At 64.2% G+C, this 18,464-nt stretch carries 13 protein-coding genes and 5 tRNA genes; 14 read left to right on the top strand and 4 right to left on the bottom strand.

Annotated features, from left to right (window positions below; genetic code table 11):
• Positions 1-183 precede the first annotated feature (183 nt).
• Positions 184-819, bottom strand: a complete 636-nt coding sequence (locus D3F03_RS04450; protein ID WP_119108569.1) for an ANTAR domain-containing response regulator — start codon at positions 817-819, stop codon at positions 184-186.
• Between the two features lie 189 nt (positions 820-1,008).
• On the opposite strand from D3F03_RS04450, the gene D3F03_RS04445 reads away from it, so the two are divergent.
• Complete coding sequence (locus tag D3F03_RS04445; RefSeq protein WP_119108103.1) at positions 1,009-2,169, top strand: branched-chain amino acid ABC transporter substrate-binding protein; 1,161 nt, start codon at positions 1,009-1,011, stop codon at positions 2,167-2,169.
• A 225-nt stretch (positions 2,170-2,394) separates the two neighbouring features.
• On the opposite strand, the gene D3F03_RS04440 is transcribed toward D3F03_RS04445, so the two are convergent.
• Both D3F03_RS04440 and hpnC read right to left on the bottom strand, forming a co-directional pair.
• A complete protein-coding gene (locus tag D3F03_RS04440) occupies positions 2,395-3,813 on the bottom strand; it encodes an L-serine ammonia-lyase (RefSeq protein WP_119108102.1) in 1,419 nt (472 codons plus the stop codon).
• Positions 3,814-4,059: 246 nt separating this feature from the next.
• Complete coding sequence (gene hpnC, locus D3F03_RS04435) at positions 4,060-4,947, bottom strand: squalene synthase HpnC (protein WP_119108101.1); 888 nt, start codon at positions 4,945-4,947, stop codon at positions 4,060-4,062.
• Between the two features lie 96 nt (positions 4,948-5,043).
• Between hpnC and D3F03_RS04430 the strand changes: the two genes are divergently transcribed.
• The 13 genes from D3F03_RS04430 (at position 5,044) to D3F03_RS04370 (ending at position 17,508) form a co-directional block, all read left to right on the top strand.
• Positions 5,044-6,231, top strand: a complete 1,188-nt coding sequence (locus D3F03_RS04430; protein ID WP_119108100.1) for an efflux RND transporter periplasmic adaptor subunit — start codon at positions 5,044-5,046, stop codon at positions 6,229-6,231.
• A complete protein-coding gene (locus D3F03_RS04425) occupies positions 6,228-9,416 on the top strand; it encodes an efflux RND transporter permease subunit (protein WP_119108099.1) in 3,189 nt (1,062 codons plus the stop codon). Before D3F03_RS04430 ends, D3F03_RS04425 begins: the two co-directional genes overlap by 4 nt.
• An 89-nt stretch (positions 9,417-9,505) precedes the next feature.
• Positions 9,506-9,592: transfer RNA gene (locus tag D3F03_RS04420), tRNA-Leu, on the top strand.
• Between the two features lie 78 nt (positions 9,593-9,670).
• Entirely contained in the window at positions 9,671-10,984 is a 1,314-nt protein-coding gene (gene tig, locus D3F03_RS04415; protein ID WP_119108098.1) for a trigger factor, read from the top strand.
• A gap of 114 nt (positions 10,985-11,098) precedes the next feature.
• The gene (clpP, locus tag D3F03_RS04410; protein ID WP_119108097.1) at positions 11,099-11,707 is read left to right on the top strand and encodes an ATP-dependent Clp endopeptidase proteolytic subunit ClpP; all 609 of its coding nucleotides are present in this window, start codon (positions 11,099-11,101) and stop codon (positions 11,705-11,707) included.
• A gap of 104 nt (positions 11,708-11,811) precedes the next feature.
• Entirely contained in the window at positions 11,812-13,077 is a 1,266-nt protein-coding gene (clpX, locus tag D3F03_RS04405) for an ATP-dependent Clp protease ATP-binding subunit ClpX (protein ID WP_119108096.1), read from the top strand.
• 77 nt (positions 13,078-13,154) lie between these two features.
• Positions 13,155-15,587, top strand: a complete 2,433-nt coding sequence (gene lon / locus D3F03_RS04400) for an endopeptidase La (RefSeq protein ID WP_119108095.1) — start codon at positions 13,155-13,157, stop codon at positions 15,585-15,587.
• Positions 15,588-15,673: 86 nt separating this feature from the next.
• Positions 15,674-15,749, top strand: a tRNA-Gly gene (locus tag D3F03_RS04395).
• A 55-nt stretch (positions 15,750-15,804) separates the two neighbouring features.
• Positions 15,805-15,878: transfer RNA gene (locus tag D3F03_RS04390), tRNA-Cys, on the top strand.
• A 107-nt stretch (positions 15,879-15,985) separates the two neighbouring features.
• Positions 15,986-16,061 (top strand) — tRNA-Gly (locus D3F03_RS04385).
• Positions 16,062-16,192: 131 nt separating this feature from the next.
• A tRNA-Leu gene (locus tag D3F03_RS04380) sits at positions 16,193-16,284 on the top strand.
• A 12-nt stretch (positions 16,285-16,296) separates the two neighbouring features.
• Complete coding sequence (locus D3F03_RS04375) at positions 16,297-16,929, top strand: DUF6806 family protein (protein ID WP_119108094.1); 633 nt, start codon at positions 16,297-16,299, stop codon at positions 16,927-16,929.
• Positions 16,930-16,983: 54 nt separating this feature from the next.
• Positions 16,984-17,508 (top strand): M48 metallopeptidase family protein, encoded by a 525-nt coding sequence (locus tag D3F03_RS04370; RefSeq protein ID WP_119108093.1) that lies wholly within the window; start codon positions 16,984-16,986, stop codon positions 17,506-17,508.
• Positions 17,509-17,569: 61 nt separating this feature from the next.
• On the opposite strand, the gene murI is transcribed toward D3F03_RS04370, so the two are convergent.
• A complete protein-coding gene (gene murI / locus D3F03_RS04365) occupies positions 17,570-18,448 on the bottom strand; it encodes a glutamate racemase (RefSeq protein WP_119108568.1) in 879 nt (292 codons plus the stop codon).
• Positions 18,449-18,464: the final 16 nt, after the last annotated feature.

The raw sequence follows: 18,464 nt of genomic DNA, 5'->3' as shown, positions 1-18,464 counted from the left end.
CACCTCCGTGCGCGTTCGATATTACCCGTGGAAACCCAAGGCGCCGCTCCGGCGTGTTGGCGCACAGTCCCGGTTGGCAGCAGCGCAGTGCCTGCGGCGCTCACAACCCCCCCTGCTTCAATTCGTCGGGCATGTGAGGGGGGCATGCAAAGGCATGGGGCGACCCCTTGACCACGGTGGTTCTCACCCCAGCAAATCCACCATCTCCAGCATCCGCCGCGCCACCTCGCCCAGCTTCAGCCCCTTTTCCATCGCCGTCTTGCGCAGCTTCTCATAGGCGGCGGGTTCGCTCAGGCCCTGGCGCTGCATGAGCAGGCCTTTGGCGCGGTCGATGGTTTTGCGGTCTTTCAATTCGCTTTTGGCGTCGGCCAGTTCGCTGCGCAGGGCTTGTTCGTGGGCGAAGCGGGCCAGGGCAACGTCGAGGATGGGGCGGATGCGCTGGGGCGCCAGGCCCGCCACGACGTAGGCGCACACGCCCGCGGCCACAGCGTCGCGCACGTGGGTGGTGTCGTCGTCGTTGGTGAACAGCACGATGGGGCGGGGCGCATCGCGCGTGGCCATCACCACATGTTCAAGCGCGTCGCGGGCTTCGCTTTCGGCGTCCACGATGACCAGATCGGGCTGGAGCTGCGCCAGGCGTTCGCTCAGGAAGGTGTCGGCCGGCAGCACGGCGACGAGGTTGAGGTTGTTTTCCAGCAAACCGATGCGCAGCATGCGCGAGCGCTCGGCCAGCCGCAGGGCGTGCCGGTCTCGCGGGTCGGCCACGGCGAGTTCGGGGGCTATCACCACAATGCGCAGCGCTTGTTTGTGTTCGTTCATGGTGGGCAATGCGACGCAAGAGTCGTGCCACGCGGGGCCGACAAATGCCTTGATCTGCTGGAGCAAAGGCACTGGCATGGCAATTTGTTACGGTTGATCACATTTGCTAATACAAGGGCTAACCCCCGCGCACAGCCGCCGCTGCACGCCGTATACCTACCCCATTCAATTTTTCAGCCGACCGACTCCATGACCCAAGACCTGAATCGCCGCCAGTTTTCTGCCGGGCTTGTGCTGACACCCTTTGCTGCAGGTGGTCTGCTGGCCGGCTGCAGCCGCATACCCGACACGGTCCGCATCGGCGTGGCGCAGCCGCTGAGTGGCCCGATTGCCGCGCTGGGGCAGGATTTGCTCAACGGCGTCACGCTGGCCGTCAAAGAGCTGAATGCGGCGGGTTTCAATGTGGACGGCAAGCAGGTCACGCTCGAAGTGGTGTCGGTGGACGACAAATCCGACGTGGAGACGGGCAAGAAGGTGGCGCAGCAGCTGGTCGATGCCGGGGTGGTCGCGGTGATCGGGCATTTGAACTCGGGCGTCAGCATTCCGACCGCACCCATTTACGCGGCCCACGGCATTGCGCAGATTGCTATTTCGACCAACCCCAAGTACACCGAGCTGGGCTTTCCGACCACGCTGCGCATGGTGGCCAACGACAACTTGCAGGCCGCAGCAATTGCGTCATTCTCTGCCGAGCAGTTGGGTGGCAAACGCTATGCCGCGGTCGATGACGGAACGCCCTATGGCAAAGACCTGGCCAATGGCGCCGCCAAGCGCCTCGAAGCCGCGAAAAAGAGCGTCGCGCTGCGCCAGTCGTTCGATGACAAGACGGTGGCCTTTGATGAGCTGGCCGCCAAGCTGAAGGCTGAGAACATCGACGTCATCATCTCGGCGCTCAACGATTTCCAGGTGCTGGCACTGCTCCAGGCACTCAAGAAGATCAACTACACCTCCGTGCGCCTGTTGGGGAGCGATACCGCCAAAACCACCGACATGATCAAGGGCGACGGCATCATCGACGGCCTCTACGCGACGTCGCCGGTGCTGGAAGCCAAGGAATTCACCGCCGGCCCGCAGTTTCTTGAAAAATACGGCGCCGCTTTTGGCAAGCCCCCGGCGTACGGCGGCCATTATTCCTACGACAGCATGTACGTGCTCTCGCAAGCGCTGCAACTGGCCAAGTCGGCCAAGCCCGAAGACATCACGGCGGCGCTGCACAAGATCAACGGCTACGCCCCCGTCACCGGCACCATGAAGTGGGACGAAAAGGGCGAGCAGCGCTACGCCGCCGTGGGCGTGTACCAACTGCGCCGCGGCAATTGGGAGCTGCGCATGCGCTCCGACCGCTGGTAAAAGCACACCCGCACCGGCCCATTGCAGCGCCCCTTGGGGCGCTTTTCGCTTGTAGAGATGGGAATGCAGCGTACGCCACCCAGGACGTATGAAGCGAGCGCGCCAGAAGCCAGCAACCACCGCGCAAGGGCCGCCCCGCCGCGCTGGTGGTGTCCCCCTTCCGCATCGTGCAGCGATGCAAGAGAAGGGGGAAGGCGCGAAGCGCCTCAGGGGGATGCACCTAACTCAACACTCAATGACATTCACCGCCAGCCCGCCGCGCGAGGTTTCCTTGTAGCGGCTCTTCATGTCGGCGCCGGTCTGCACCATGGTGCGGATCACCTGGTCGAGCGATACCTCATGCCGGCCGTCGCCCCGCAGCGCCAGCCGCGCGGCGTTGATGGCCTTGATGGCGCCCATCGCGTTGCGCTCGATGCACGGAATCTGCACCAGGCCGCCCACGGGGTCGCAGGTCATGCCCAGGTTGTGTTCCATGCCGATTTCGGCGGCGTTTTCCACCTGCGCCGGGCTGCCGCCCAGCACCGCGGCGAGCGCGCCAGCCGCCATGCTGCAGGCCACGCCGACTTCGCCCTGGCAGCCGACTTCGGCGCCTGAAAGCGAGGCGTTCTTTTTGTACAGGATGCCGATGGCGCCAGCAGTGAGCAGGAAATCGAGCACGCCCTGCTCGTTCGCACCGGGCACAAAGTTGCGGTAATAGTGCAGCACCGCCGGAATCACCCCGGCCGCCCCGTTGGTGGGCGCGGTGACCACGCGGCCACCGGCGGCGTTTTCTTCGTTTACCGCCATGGCGTAGAGGTTGACCCAATCGAGCATGGCCAGCGGGTCGCGCAGCGCGGCCTCGGGGTGGCTGCACAGGCTTTTGTGCAGCTCGGCCGCACGGCGGCGCAGTTGCATGCGCCCGGGCAGGTGGCCGCTGGCTGCGCAGCCGCGCGCTACCGAGCCGGCCATGACGGCCCAGATGGCGAGCAAGCGGCTGCGCACCGCCTCAGGGCTTTGCCGCTGCGCCTCGTTGGCCGCCATGAGCTGCGCCACCGACAGGCCGCTGGCGCTGCACTGCGCCAGCAGTTCGGCGCCGCTGGCAAAGGGGTACAGCGCGGGCGCCGTGCTGGGCGCGGCGGCGTCGGCGCTGGCGTTGACCACGCGCTGGCCCGCCGCGTCGACGACAAAGCCGCCGCCAATCGAATAGAAGTCGCTGACCAGCAGCTCTTCGCCCGCCGCGCCCAGCGCGGCAAAGCGCATGCCATTGGGGTGCAGCGGCAGGCTTTTGCGGCGCATCAGCACATGCTCTTTTTCGACAAAGCGCACCGGGTGCTGGCCCAGCAGCGAGAGGCTTTGCGAGCTGCGAATGGCTTCGATGGCTGGGGCGATGGCCTCGGGATCGATGCGGTCGGGCTCGTGGCCGGCCAGGCCCAGTAGCACCGCGCGGTCGGTGCCGTGGCCGATGCCGGTGGCCGAGAGCGAACCAAACAGCTCGACGCGCACGCCATGCACGGGCGCGAGCCCCATGGCCGATTGCAGTTGGCAGACAAACTGGCGCGCGGCAATCATGGGGCCGACGGTGTGCGAGCTGGACGGCCCGATGCCGATCTTGAACAGATCAAAGACGCTGACAAAGCTGTCCGCAGGCGCGCAATCGTGGGTCATGAAGCGAACGGGCCAGAACGATGGCCCGTGAAAAAGTGGCAGTGCGCGCACAGTACGCACGCCGCCGCCGCCGGGTATGCGCGCTTACCCTGAGGCACTGCGCTGGGCGAGCCCCAACGGCCGATGCAGACACAGAGCGCGCTATAAAAAAACTAGCTTCTAGCGCATATAGGATAAGCGCTAGAGGCCAATTTGATTCAAAATTTTGGCGGTCAACAGCGTCTGCTTGTTGCCCATGAAACTTGCTTACATCGCCATGGCGCGCACCAGCAGCAGGGGCGCGTCCCAGGCGCGGATGCGTGGGCGCTGGCTGAGGCAAGCGCCGTGCAGTGCGTCGATTTTGTCCAGCACGCGCAGGCCGCCCTGGACGACGAGGCGCAGCTCCCAGCCCGCGCGGCCGGGCAGGCGGTGCACCAGCGGCGCGCCTTCGTCCATGCAGCGCCGTGCCCAGCCGGCCAGCTCGGCCACCAGGCGGTCGCTGGCGGGGGTGCGCGGCTGCGCCAGCAAGTCCTCCGCCCGCAGGCCCAGCGCGGTGGCGTCGGTTTGCGGCACGTACCAGCGCTGGCGGGGCAGGTCCACGCTGAGGTCTTGCCAGAAGTTGATCAGTTGCAGCGCCGTGCAGATGGCGTCGCTCTGCGCCAGCGCCTGGGGGTCGTTCACACCGTACAGGTGCAGCAGCAGCCGCCCCACGGGGTTGGCCGAGCGGCGGCAGTAGTCGAGCAGCTCGGCACGGTCGGCGTAGGGCTCGGCCGACTGCGTGCGCTCCACGTCCTGGCGGAAGGCGCTGAGCAGGTCGGTCAGCAAGGGCAGGGGCAGGGCGTGGCTTTTGATCGTGGCGGCGAGGGGGGCAAACACCTCGGGCCAGCGTGCGCCGGGCGCCACGCCACTGGCGACGGCCCGCAGCTCGGTTTCGAAACCGTCCAAGTCCTCCAGGCGCTGGCTTGGCGCGGCATCGCCTTCGTCGGCGATGTCGTCGGCGGTGCGGGCAAAGGCGTAAATCGCGGCAATGGGCGCGCGCAGCGCCGGCGGGCACAGCCAGGAGGCGACGGGGAAATTCTCGTAGTGCGTCACCGGCAGCGGCGCTGCGGGCTTGGGCGGAACGGGGGCGGGGTTGGGGCTGGGGTCTAGCGGCACCTGGCGATTGTCGCCTGCGGTTTTTGCGCAAGGGTATTGATAACTAACCAGTCAGTCAGTAATAATGCGCAACTCAAACAACACGCATTCCCATCCATGTCGCATCCAAACGCCACCCACCGTGGGCGCTTTTCTGCGCTTGTGCTTCTCTCGTCGGTGCTGGCGCTGGGTGCCTGCTCGCGCAGCGAGCCACCGCCCGAGCCGATTCGTGCCGTCAAGTTGTTGACCGTGGGGGTGAGCCCGCTGACGGCACAGGTGGAATATGCCGGCGAGGTGCGGGCGCGCACCGAGTCGCGCCTGGGGTTTCGTGTGCCCGGCAAGATATTGCAGCGCCAGGCCGAGCTGGGCCAGCGCGTGCGCGCCGGGCAATTGCTGGCGCAGCTCGATCCGCGCGATTTCGAGCTCGCCGCCACGGCGGCGCGTGCGCAGGTGAGCGCGGCGCAGACGCAGCGCGATCTGACGGCTGCCGACGCCAGGCGCTACGAGGCGCTCAAGGCGCAGAACTTCATCAGCGGCGCCGAGCTTGAGCGCCGCGAAGCGTCGCTCAAGGCCGCGCAGGCGTCGCTCCAGCAGGCCCAGGCGCAGGCGGCGTCGCAAGGCAACCAGGCGGCGTACACCCGGTTGGTGGCCGATGCCGATGGCGTGGTGACCGGCATCGATGCCGAGCCCGGCCAGGTCGTGGCCGCAGGCGCCAGCGTGGTGCGCCTGGCGCGCGACGGCGCCCGCGACGTGGTGTTTTCCGTGCCCGAGGACAAGGTGGGTCGCCTGGCGGTTGGTCAGGTGCTCACCGTACACAACTGGGCGGGTGGCGAGCCACTGTCGGCCACGGTGCGCGAGGTGGCGGCCAGTGCCGACCCGGCGACGCGCACCTTTGCCGTCAAGGCGGCCCTCGCGGGCGACAAGGTTCCGCCGCTCGGGGCGACGGTCAGCGTGCTTCCGCCCGCACTTTCGGCGCAGGGGGTGCAGGCCATCCTGCTGCCCACCACCGCGCTCATGCAAAACGGCGGCGGCACGGCGGTGTGGGTGTTCGATGCCGCCAGCAGCACGGTGCGCGCGCAGCCGGTGCAGGTGGCCACGGCCGACGGCAACCAGGCGGTGATCGCCAGCGGCCTGGCGCCGGGCATGCAGGTGGTGGCCACGGGGGTGCATGTGCTCTCGCCCGGTCAGAAGGTAACGATTTACCAGGAAAAATACGCTCCAGCGCAGACACGAAAAGCGCCAGCAGCTACTGAAGTGATAGTGAATCAACCCCTGCCCGCAGCTTCCGCTGCCGCCAAGCCATGAGCGCCGGCGTGCCCTCGGGCGAGCCCACAGCCAGATTCAACCTGTCGAAATGGGCGCTGGACCACCCGGCGCTGACCCGCTACCTGATGGTGGTGCTGTTGCTGATGGGGGTGCTGGCCTACTTTCAGCTCGGGCAGGACGAAGACCCGCCGTTTACCTTTCGCGCCATGGTGGTGCGCACCTACTGGCCCGGCGCCACGGCGCAGCAGGTGGCCGAGCAGGTGACCGACAAGCTCGAGCGCACGCTGCAAGAGGTGCAATATGCCGACAAGATCCGCAGCTACTCCAAGCCGGGCGAGTCGCAGATCATTTTTCAGATCAAGGATTCGTCCAAGCCGAGCGAGGTGGCGGGTGTCTGGTACGCGGTGCGCAAGAAGATCGGTGACATGCGCTATACCCTGCCGCAGGGCGTGCAAGGGCCGTTCTTCAACGACGATTTCGGCGACGTCTATGGCGTGATCTACGCGCTGGAGGCCGAAGGCTTCAGCATGGCCGAATCCAAGGTTTTTGCCGACGACGTGCGCCAGCAACTGCTGCGCGTGCCCGACGTGGCCAAGGTGGAGCTCTTTGGCGATCAGGACGAAAAACTCTACATCGAGGTCTCGCAAAAGCGCCTGGCGGAGCTCGGCCTCGACATGAACCAGGTGCTGGCGCAATTGGGCCAGCAGAACGCAGTGGAAAGTGCCGGCGTGGTGCAGACGCCGACCGACCAACTGCAGGTGCGCGTGCAAGGGCAGTTCCACGCCATTGAAGACCTGCGTGCCATGCCGATTCGCGCCGCATCGGGCCGGCAATTGCGCCTGGCCGACATTGCCGAAGTGCGGCGCGGCTATGTGGACCCGCCCACGGTGAAGGTGCGGCACGACGGCCAGCAGGTGATTGCGATTGGCATCTCCATGGCCAAGGGGGGCGACATCATTGCGCTGGGCAAGGCCCTGCACGCGGCCGTGGCCCGCATCGACACGCAGTTGCCCGCCGGTGTGCGGCTCGTGAATGTGGAGGACCAGCCCAAGTCGGTCGCCAGTTCGGTGAACGAGTTTGTCGGCGCGCTGGTCGAAGCCGTGGTGATCGTGCTGATCGTCAGCTTCATCAGCCTGGGCCTGCACCAACGCAGCGGTGAGCAGCGCTGGTGGCGCCGCTGGTACGTGGACCCGCGGCCGGGCCTGGTGGTGGGCATCACGATTCCGCTGGTGCTGGCCGTCACGTTCCTGGCCATGCACTACTGGGATATTGGCCTGCACAAGATATCGCTGGGCTCGCTCATCATTGCGCTGGGCCTGCTGGTGGACGACGCCATCATTGCCGTCGAGATGATGGTGCGCAAGCTGGAGGAGGGCTACGACAAGGTGCGCGCCGCGACCTTCGCCTACGAAATCACCGCCATGCCCATGCTGACGGGCACCTTGATCACCGCCACCGGTTTTCTGCCCATTGGCCTGGCCAAGTCGATGACGGGCGAGTACACCTTCGCCATTTTTGCCGTCACCGTCATTGCGCTGGTGATCTCGTGGGTGGTGTCGGTGTATTTTGTGCCCTACCTGGGCACCTTGCTGCTGAAAACCCCGGCGCATGTGCAGCCGCGTTCGGCAGCCGGTGAGCTGTCGCTGGACCCGCACGAGGTGTTCGACAGCGCTTTCTACAACAGCTTTCGGCGCGCCGTGCACTGGTGCGTGGAGCACCGCTGGATCACCATTGGCGCGACGCTGGCGATCTTTGCGCTGGGCATCGTGGGCATGGGCCGGGTGCAGCAGCAGTTCTTCCCCGATTCGAGCCGGCCGGAAATCATGGTCGACGTGTGGTTCCCCGAAGGCACCTCGCTCGCCGGCAATGAGGCCGTCACCAAGCGCGTGGAAGCGCGGCTGCGGTCCGAGCCGGGGGTGGCCAGCGTCAGCACCTGGGTGGGTTCGGGCGTGCCGCGCTTCTATCTGCCGCTGGACCAGGTGTTTCCGCAGACCAATGTGTCGCAGTTCATCGTGGTCGCGCGCGACCTGAAGGTGCGTGAGAAGCTGCGCGTCGCTTTCCCGGCGCTCTTGGCCACCGAGTTCCCCGAGGTACGCGGCCGCGTCAAGCTGCTGCCCAACGGCCCGCCCGTGCCCTACCCGGTGCAGTTCCGTGTCATTGGCCCCGACCCGGCGCAGTTGCGCGTGCGCGCCGACGAGGTCAAGGCCGCACTGCGCGCCTCCCCCCAGATGCGCGGCGTGAACGACAACTGGAACGAGTCGGTCAAGGTCATGCGGCTTGACGTGGACCAGGCCAAGGCGCGGGCGCTGGGCGTCACCAGCCAGTCCATCGCCCAGGCGTCGCGTGTGATGCAGTCGGGCATGCCGGTGGGGCAGTACCGCGAGGGCGACAAATTGATCGACATCGTGCTGCGCCAACCTGCAGATGAGCGCAGCGCCATCACCGACATCGCCAACGCCTATTTGCCGACGGCCTCGGGCCAGTCGATTGCCTTGACCCAGATCGCCAAGCCCCGCTTTACCTGGGAACCCGGCGTGATGTGGCGCGAGAACCGCGACTACGCCATCACGGTTCAAGGCGACGTGATGGAGGGCCTGCAAGGCGCCACGGTGACCAACGCGCTGCTGCCGGGCCTGCGCAAGATCGAGAGCGGCTGGCACGCCGCCGGCCAGAACGCCTACCGCATCGAGGTGGCGGGCGCCGTCGAAGAAAGCGCCAAGGGGTCCGATTCGATTGCCGCCGGCTTGCCGGTGATGCTGTTCATCACCTTCACGCTGCTCATGCTGCAACTGCACAGCTTCAGCCGTGCCATGCTGGTGTTCCTGACCGGGCCGCTCGGGATTGCCGGCGTGGCCGGGGCGCTGCTGGTCTTGGGGCGGCCGTTTGGCTTTGTCGCGCTGCTGGGGGTGATTGCGCTCATGGGCATGATCCAGCGCAACTCGGTGATCCTCATCGATCAGATCGAGCAGGACCGTGCCCGCGGCGTGCCCGCGTGGGACGCCATCGTCGAATCGGCCGTGCGCCGCTTGCGCCCCATCGTGCTGACGGCCGCCGCAGCGGTGCTGGCGATGATTCCGCTGTCCCGCAGCGTATTCTGGGGGCCCATGGCGGTGGCCATCATGGGCGGGCTGATCGTCGCCACGGTGCTTACTTTGCTGGCGCTGCCAGCCATGTACGCAGCGTGGTTTCGCGTGCGCCGCCCCGAGCCCGAGGTGCTTGCGTGAAATGGGTGGGCCAGCGCAGGGTAAAATCGCGGGCTAACCAGTTTCAAGCGGGCGCCGGGAGCATTTTTCGGCGCCTGTCTGTTTGAAGTGCGCGGGTGGCGAAATTGGTAGACGCACCAGGTTTAGGTCCTGACGCCTTCACGGGCGTGCCGGTTCGAGTCCGGCTCCGCGCACCATCTTTGAAAACTTTGCGCACGAGCGCAATACGCGCCGGCTGACACCGGCGCACGAACGAAATTCCTACAGGAGCAGCCATGGCAGTCACCGTTGAAACCCTCGACAAGCTCGAACGCAAGATCACCCTCAATCTGCCCTTGTCGGCTATCCAGGGCGAGGTGGAGGCGCGCCTCAAGCGCCTGGCACGCACCGTCAAGATGGACGGTTTCCGTCCCGGCAAGGTGCCGATGAACGTGGTTTCGCAGCGCTACGGCTATTCGGTGCAGTACGACGTGCTCAACGACAAGGTGGGCGAGGCCTTTGCCCAGGCCGCCAACGAAGCGCAACTGCGCGTCGCTGGCCAGCCGCGCATCACCGAGAAGCAGGATGCACCCGAGGGCGAGGTGTCCTTTGACGCCATCTTCGAGGTCTACCCCGAAGTGAAAATTGGCGACCTGGCGGACGCCGAAGTGGAAAAACTCTCCGCTGAAGTGACCGACAGCGCCATCGACAAGACCGTGGACATCCTGCGCAAGCAGCGCCGCAGCTTCGCCCAGCGCGCGCTGGACGCAGCCGCCCAGGAAGGCGACCGCGTGACGGTGGATTTCGAAGGCAAGATCGATGGCGAAGTCTTCGAGGGCGGCAAGGCCGAAGACTTCCAGTTCCTGGTCGGCGAAGGCCAGATGCTCAAGGAATTCGAAGACGCCGTGCGCGGCATGAAGCCGGGCGAGAGCAAGACCTTCCCGCTGGCCTTCCCCGAGCAGTACCACGGCAAGGACGTGGCCGGCAAGACGGCGGACTTCCTGGTCACGGTCAAGAAGATCGAAGCGGCGCACCTGCCTGAGGTGAACGACGCCCTGGCCAAGTCGCTCGGCATTGCCGATGGCACGGTTGCCGGCCTGCGCGCAGACATCAAGACCAACCTGGAGCGCGAGGTGAAGTTCCGCCTGCTGGCACGCAACAAGCAGGCCGCCATGGACGCGCTGCTGTCCAAGGCCGAGCTTGATTTGCCCAACGCCAGCGTGGAGGCAGAGATCGATCGCCTGCGTGAAGCAGCACGTGCCGACCTCAAGCAGCGCGGCATGAAAGATGCCGACAAGGCCGAGATCCCCGCCGACGTATTCCGCCCCCAGGCAGAGCGCCGCGTGCGCCTGGGCCTGGTGGTGGCCGAACTGGTCAAGGCCAACAGCCTGCACGCCAAGCCCGAGCAGCTCAAAGCCCACATCGACGAACTGGCGGCCAGCTATGAGAAGCCTGAAGATGTCGTGCGCTGGTACTTTGGCGATCGCCAGCGCCTGGCTGAAGTCGAAGCCGTGGTGATCGAAACCAACGTGGCCGACTATGTGATGGGCAAGGCCAAGGTCAATGACAAGACCGTCAGCTTCGAAGAGCTGATGGGCCAGCAGGGCTGACCGCAGCCGGCTGCGGGCGCTCGAATGCGAGCGTCAGGTAAATAGGGGCTTGTGCTTTCGGGCACCGGCCCCAATTCGTTTCTGGGTACAGTACCCGCCTGATTTGGAGAAACAATGAGCGCACTGGAAACACAAGCCCTGGGCATGATTCCCATGGTGATCGAGCAGTCGGGCCGTGGCGAGCGGTCCTACGACATATATTCGCGTCTGCTCAAGGAGCGCGTGATTTTCCTGGTTGGCGAAGTCAACGACCAGACAGCCAATCTGGTGGTGGCGCAGTTGCTGTTCCTGGAGAGCGAAAACCCGGAGAAGGACATTTCGTTCTATATCAACTCCCCGGGTGGCAGCGTGACGGCGGGCATGGCAATTTTCGACACCATGAACTTCATCAAACCCGATGTCTCGACGCTTTGCTGCGGCTTTGCCGCCAGCATGGGCGCCTTTCTGCTGGCGGCCGGGGCCAAGGGCAAGCGTTTGTCGCTGCCGAACTCGAAAATCATGATCCACCAGGTGCTGGGCGGCGCCCGCGGCCAGGCGACGGATATTGAAATCCACGCGCGCGACATTCTGCGCACCAAGGACCAGATGAACCGTATCCTGGCCGAGCGCACCGGTCAGACACTGGAAAAGATCAAGCAAGACACCGAGCGCGATTACTTCCTCACGGCCGACGAAGCCAAGGACTACGGACTGGTCGACCAGGTGATTTCCAAGCGCTCCTGAACGCTTTTCCCTGCTGCTAGAACGGCGTTTCCTGGCTTGGGAAGCGCCGTTTGCATTTGGTTATCATTCCTTTCACTTTTCACCGACTACAAGGCAACGTTCCCATGGCCGAGAAAAAAGGCTCCTCCAGCGAAAAAACGCTTTACTGCTCGTTTTGCGGCAAGAGCCAGCACGAAGTGAAGAAGTTGATCGCCGGACCATCGGTCTTTATTTGCGAAGAATGCATCGACCTGTGCAACGAGATCATCCGCGACGAACTGCCGTCGGCCGATGCCGCGCTGCTGGTCCGCAGCGAACTGCCCACGCCGGCTGACATCAAGGCGAACCTTGACAGCTACGTGATCGGGCAGGAGGTCGCCAAGCGCACGCTGGCGGTGGCGGTGTACAACCACTACAAGCGCCTGCGCTACAAAGACAAGGCAGGCAAGGACGACGTTGAGCTCTCCAAAAGCAATATCTTGCTCATCGGCCCGACGGGTTCGGGCAAGACGCTGCTGGCCCAGACCCTGGCGCGGATGCTCGACGTGCCCTTCGTGATGGCGGACGCGACCACGCTGACCGAGGCCGGCTACGTGGGCGAAGACGTCGAAAACATCGTGCAAAAGTTGCTGCAGAGCTGCAATTACGAGGTGGAGCGCGCCCAGCGCGGCATCGTCTACATCGACGAAATTGACAAGATTTCGCGGAAATCCGACAACCCCAGCATCACGCGCGACGTCTCAGGCGAAGGCGTGCAGCAGGCCTTGCTCAAGCTGATTGAAGGCACCATGGCCAGCGTGCCGCCGCAGGGTGGGCGCAAGCACCCGAACCAGGACTTTTTGCAGATCGACACGACCAACATCCTGTTCATCTGCGGTGGCGCCTTTGCCGGACTCGAAAAAGTCATTGAAAACCGTACCGAGGCGTCCGGCATCGGCTTTGGCGCTGCCGTCAAGAGCAAGAAGCAGCGTGCGCTGTCCGAGGTGTTTCAGGACATCGAGCCGGAAGACCTGATCAAGTTCGGCCTGATCCCCGAACTGGTAGGCCGCATGCCCGTGGTCACGGCGCTCGCCGAGCTGAACGAAGAGGCCCTGGTGCAAATTTTGACGGAGCCCAAGAACGCACTCGTCAAGCAGTACAGCAAGTTGTTGGCGATGGAAGGTGCCGAGCTGGAAATCCGGCCCGCAGCGCTCAAGGCCATCGCACGCAAAGCCCTGGCACGCAAGACTGGCGCGCGCGGTCTGCGCTCCATCCTCGAACAAACGCTCATTGGCACCATGTTCGACCTGCCCAACAGCAGCAACGTGGAAAAGGTCGTTGTGGACGAGTCCACTGTCGAAGAAAACAAGCCGCCGCTACTGGTCTATCGGGAAACCGCAAAAAAAGCGTAAATCACGGGCTGCCCCTCGGGGTGGCTTGAAAACGCGTGTCTGCGGACCATATTCCAGGACTCTTATTAAGGAACCCGATGTCCGGACACCCCCAACTTCCTGCACAAGCGCTGGCGCTGCCGCTGTTGCCGCTGCGCGATGTGGTCGTCTTTCCCCACATGGTGATTCCCCTGTTCGTGGGGCGCGCCAAGAGCATCAAGGCGCTGGAGCTCGCCATGGAGAGCGACCGCCGCATCATGCTGGTCGCCCAAAAGACAGCAGCCAAGGACGAGCCTTCGGTCCACGACATGTTTGCTGTGGGCTGCGTTTCGACCATCCTGCAGATGCTCAAGCTTCCCGATGGCACCGTGAAAGTGCTGGTCGAGGGCCAGCAGCGCGCAAGTGTCGGTGCAATCGAAGACCACGAAACGCACTTCACGGCCATGGTGACGCCACTTGAAACCGTGGACGACGCGGAAAAACCCAGCGAGATCGAGGCATTGCGCCGCGCGGTCATGCAGCAGTTTGACCAGTACGTCAAACTCAACAAGAAGATTCCGCCGGAAATTCTCACCTCGATCTCCAGTATCGACGACCCTGGTCGCCTGGCCGATACGATTGCCGCGCACCTGCCTCTCAAGCTGGAGAACAAGCAGGCCGTGCTGGATCTTTCCGAGATCAAAGGGCGGCTGGAAAACCTGTTCGAGCAGCTTGACCGCGAGGTGGACATCCTCAACGTGGACAAGAAGATCCGCGGCCGTGTCAAGCGCCAGATGGAAAAGAACCAGCGCGACTTCTACCTGAACGAGCAGGTCAAGGCCATTCAGAAAGAACTGGGCGAAGGCGAAGAAGGCGCCGATCTTGACGAAGTCGAGAAGAAGATCCAGCTCGCCAAGATGCCGGCCGAGGCGCGCAAGAAGGCCGAGAGCGAGCTCAAGAAGTTGCGGCTGATGTCGCCCATGTCCGCCGAGGCTACGGTGGTGCGCAACTACATCGACGTGCTCACAGCGCTGCCGTGGAGCAAGAAAACCAAGATCAAGCACGATCTGGGCAATGCCGAAGAAGTGCTGAACGAAGACCATTACGGCCTGGACAAGGTCAAGGACCGCATCCTGGAATACCTTGCTGTGCAGCAGCGAGTGGACAAGGTGAAGGCGCCCATCCTGTGCCTGGTCGGGCCACCTGGCGTGGGCAAGACCTCGCTCGGCCAGTCGATCGCCAAGGCCACCGGGCGCAAGTATGTGCGCGTGGCGCTCGGCGGCATGCGCGACGAAGCGGAGATTCGCGGTCACCGGCGCACCTACATCGGTGCCATGCCGGGCAAGGTGCTGCAAAGCCTCTCCAAGGTCGGTACGCGCAACCCGCTGTTCCTGCTCGACGAGATCGACAAGCTCGGAACAGACTTCCGCGGCGACCCATCGAGCGCGCTGCTCGAAGTGCTGGACCCCGAGCAGAACCACACCTTTGGCGACCACTATGTCGAGGTTGATTTCGACCTGAGCGACGTGATGTTCGTCGCCACGTCGAACTCCATGAACATTCCCTCGGCCCTGCTGGACCGCATGGAGGTGATTCGCCTCTCGGGCTACACCGAGGACGAGAAGATCAATATCGCCATGAAGTACCTGCTGCCCAAGCAGATGAAGAACAATGGCGTGAAGGACGAAGAGCTCGAAATCACGGAATCCGCCGTGCGCGACATGGTGCGCTACTACACCCGCGAAGCCGGCGTGCGCTCGCTGGAGCGCGACCTCTCCAAGGTGTGCCGCAAGGTCGTCAAGGGCCTGCTGCTCAAGAACATGGAACCGCGCGTGGTTGTCAACGCCGACAACCTGCCTGATTTTCTGGGCGTGCGCAAGTACACCTATGGCCGAGCCGAAGAGCAGAACCAGGTGGGCCAAGTGGTTGGCCTGGCGTGGACCGAAGTGGGTGGCGACCTGTTGACCATAGAAGCCGCCACCATGCCCGGCAAAGGCGTGATCACGCGCACCGGTTCGCTGGGCGATGTGATGAAGGAGTCGGTCGAGACGGCACGCACCGTGGTGCGCAGCCGGGCACGGGCCCTGGGCATCAAGGACGAGGTTTTTGAAAAGCGCGACGTGCACATCCATGTGCCCGACGGTGCAACACCCAAGGACGGACCGAGTGCTGGCGCTGCCATGGCAACCGCGTTCGTCTCGGCCCTGACCGGTATTCCGGTGCGCGGCGACGTTGCCATGACCGGCGAGATCACGCTGCGTGGGGAGATCACGGCGATCGGTGGCCTCAAGGAAAAGCTGCTTGCGGCGCTGCGCGGCGGCATCAAGACGGTGCTGATCCCGCAGGAAAACATGAAGGATCTGCAGGAAATCCCCGCCAATGTGAAGAGGGATCTCGAGATTGTCCCGGTGAAGTGGATTGACCAGGTGCTGGATTTGGCGCTTGAGCGCAAGCCTGTCCCGCTGACGGACGAAGAGGTGGCTGCGGCCAGCGTAGCGGCGGAGCGGGCGGCGCAGGCGCAGGCGCCGACCGAGGGAGCCGTAAAACACTGATACCGAGGTGGCGCAGGGCCCAAAACTTGCGCTACAATTTCACCCATCGCAGCGTTTTTGTTCTAGAATAATAGGCTGCAGAAAACGCGGGAATAGCTCAGTTGGTAGAGCGCAACCTTGCCAAGGTTGAGGTCGAGAGTTCGAGACTCTTTTCCCGCTCCAGGTTTTGGCGAAAAAGGGAAGCGTCCGCTTCCCTTTTTTGTGATGGCGAAAATTGGGCGCGGTAGCAAAGCGGTTATGCCCCGGATTGCAAATCCGGTTAGTCCGGTTCGACTCCGGACCGCGCCTCCAGGGCTCTGGTTTTTTCTTGTTTTTCCAGTCGATGTGGAAAAGTGAGTTATAATTGAAAGCTGTCAAACTTTCGAAGCTTTAGGGTATTCGGTAGTCAAGCAGGTCATGCGGGAATAGCTCAGTTGGTAGAGCGCAACCTTGCCAAGGTTGAGGTCGAGAGTTCGAGACTCTTTTCCCGCTCCAATTTCAAAAAGGGAAGCTGCAAGGCTTCCCTTTTTTCTTGCCTGTCTCAAAAACGAATGCATCTGGAGCGCAGGACTCATTGCGCGGCTGTGGCTGCGGCGTTACGCTGCAGTCGGCTTGGGCAATCGAGCGCCCCGATGGTGAAATTGGTAGACACTGCGGACTTAAAATCCGCCGCTTCTCGCAAGAGGGCGTGCCGGTTCGACCCCGGCTCGGGGCACCACCAGGATCAACAATGTCTAATTTCAACGCTCCCCTCGAAATCCACCTGCACGGCGACGTGTCGCTCCGTGCAGATGTGGCCTATGAGCAGCTGCAAGAGGCGCTCAAACCCCTCTGGAAGTATGCTGGTGCCCGCTCGCTTGCCGATGGCGCTGCCAGCGCGTACGAAGAAGAGCCCGGCATTGAGTTCGACGCCAAGCGCCATACGCTGCAGATGTGCTGGACGGTGCGCGGTGACGACGATTTCCGCCAGTCGCTTGACGAAATGTGCATGAACCTCAACGAGCTGGCCGAGCAAGGGGCTGCGCTTGAAGTGACGTTCTACGACGTCGAATTCGATGAGGACGATGAAGAGGAAGAAGGCGATTCGCGCGACGACTTCACCATTGTGTTTGTCGGTCCGACCCCGGCCGCCATCATGCAGGTGCAGCGCGACCTGCTGGTGCAGGACGTGGTCAACACCATGGAGCGCCATTTCGACGGCGCAGAGCTGGGCGGCGTTGTGGCCGAGATCGACAAGTTGTTCACGCAGCGCTTTGACGCCCTTGTGAACTCGCTCGAAATCGGCAAACCGCCGCGCGGCCCCGGCGGCGCGGGGGGCAGCCATGGCGGCAGCGGTGGCCGCCGGCCGCGCCATCTGCACTGATTCTTCCCCTGAAAGCGCTGACCGCAGCCCTGCGGCCAGCCACTCTGAACGGCCATGCACAGCGACTTGCCCTATCTGCGCGCCTACCCGCAGGCCCTGCAGGACCAGGTGCGTGGTCTGCTGGGTGAGGGCGGCAGCGGCCTGGCCGTGCTGCTGCTGCGCAAGTACCCGCAGGCCCATGGCGTGCGCACCGACAAGGCGCTGTACCACTACACCACCGAGCTGAAGAACCGCTATCTGCGCAATGCCGATGCGATCAACAAGGTGTTGTTCGACAACAAGATCCACGTGGTGCGCAACGCGCTGGGCTTGCACACCAGCGTCTCGCGCGTGCAGGGCGGCAAGCTGGCGGCCAAGCACGAGATCCGCGTGGCCGCGATGTTCAAGCAGGCGCCCGACGAGTTCTTGCGCATGATCGTGGTCCACGAGCTGGCCCACCTGCGCGAGCGCGAGCACAACAAGGCCTTCTACCAGCTGTGCGTGCACATGGAGCCGGCCTACCACCAGTACGAGTTGGACCTGCGCCTCTACCTCACGCACATCGAGCGCGCAGGCGAGCGCCTGTGGGCGGCCGCATAACCTCTATTTTGATAGCTGCCAGCGCTTACTGGGTAAGCGTTTGAGGTCGATTTAACCAGAATTAGACGCTGGGCACGGCAATGCTGTGGCAGCACGCTGCCGGCAGCTGCAGCCAGCGTGCTGCGGCGGTTTGCAGCTGTGCCAGCGGCCCGGTGGTCATGAGCAGGGGCGCAGCAGCCACCGCGCTCTCCGGCGCCAGGGCGCCGGCGGCTTGAAGCAGGCGCCGCGTCTGGCGCGCCACGGGTTCGCCGGTGGAGATCATTTGCACCTGCGGGCCGAGCAGCGCGCGCAGCTCGTGCTGCACGAACACATAGTGCGTGCAGCCCAGCACCAGGGTGTCGATCTCGCCCGGCTTGTTGCCAAAACGCCCCATGGCGCTTGTGTAGCGTGCGCAAAGCGCTCTTGTTTCTGTAGCGAGTGGGTCGCTGGGCGGGTCTTGCGCGGTGCTGCGCTCGATCGCATGGGCCAGGCCGTCGCAGGGCTGCACGGTGAACTCTGCCTGCCCCTGCAGCGAGGCCAGCAGCTTGGCGAACTTGGCGCTGGTCAGCGTGCCGCGCGTGCCGATGACACCAATGTGCCCGGTCTGGCTGAGCGCCACGGCCGGCTTGAGCGCTGGTTCGACGCCGACCAACGGCAGATCGGGGCGGCGCGCGCGCACTTCATGGATGGCGGCGGCGGTGGCGGTGTTGCAGGCCACGACCAGCGCCTTGATGTGGTGCTGCGCGCTCAGGTACGCGGTGATGGCATGGGTGCGCGCCGCGACGAAGGCATCGCCGCGCGCGTCGCCGTAGGGCGCGTTGGCGCTGTCGGCCAGGTAGACGAAGCGCTCGTGCGGCAGCTCGGCGCGCAGGGCTTGCAGCACGCTGAGGCCGCCGACGCCGCTGTCGAAGACGCCTATGGGCGCATCGGACGCAGAGGCTGCAAAAGAGGGCGCGGACACGCCGGGCAAACTCCGT

Origin of the sequence: Simplicispira hankyongi (genome assembly GCF_003570885.1) — a bacterium.
GTDB classification, from domain to species: domain Bacteria; phylum Pseudomonadota; class Gammaproteobacteria; order Burkholderiales; family Burkholderiaceae_C; genus Simplicispira; species Simplicispira hankyongi.
The sequence above is the reverse complement of the archived record's forward strand: the minus strand, read 5'-3'. Positions and strand labels throughout refer to the sequence as shown.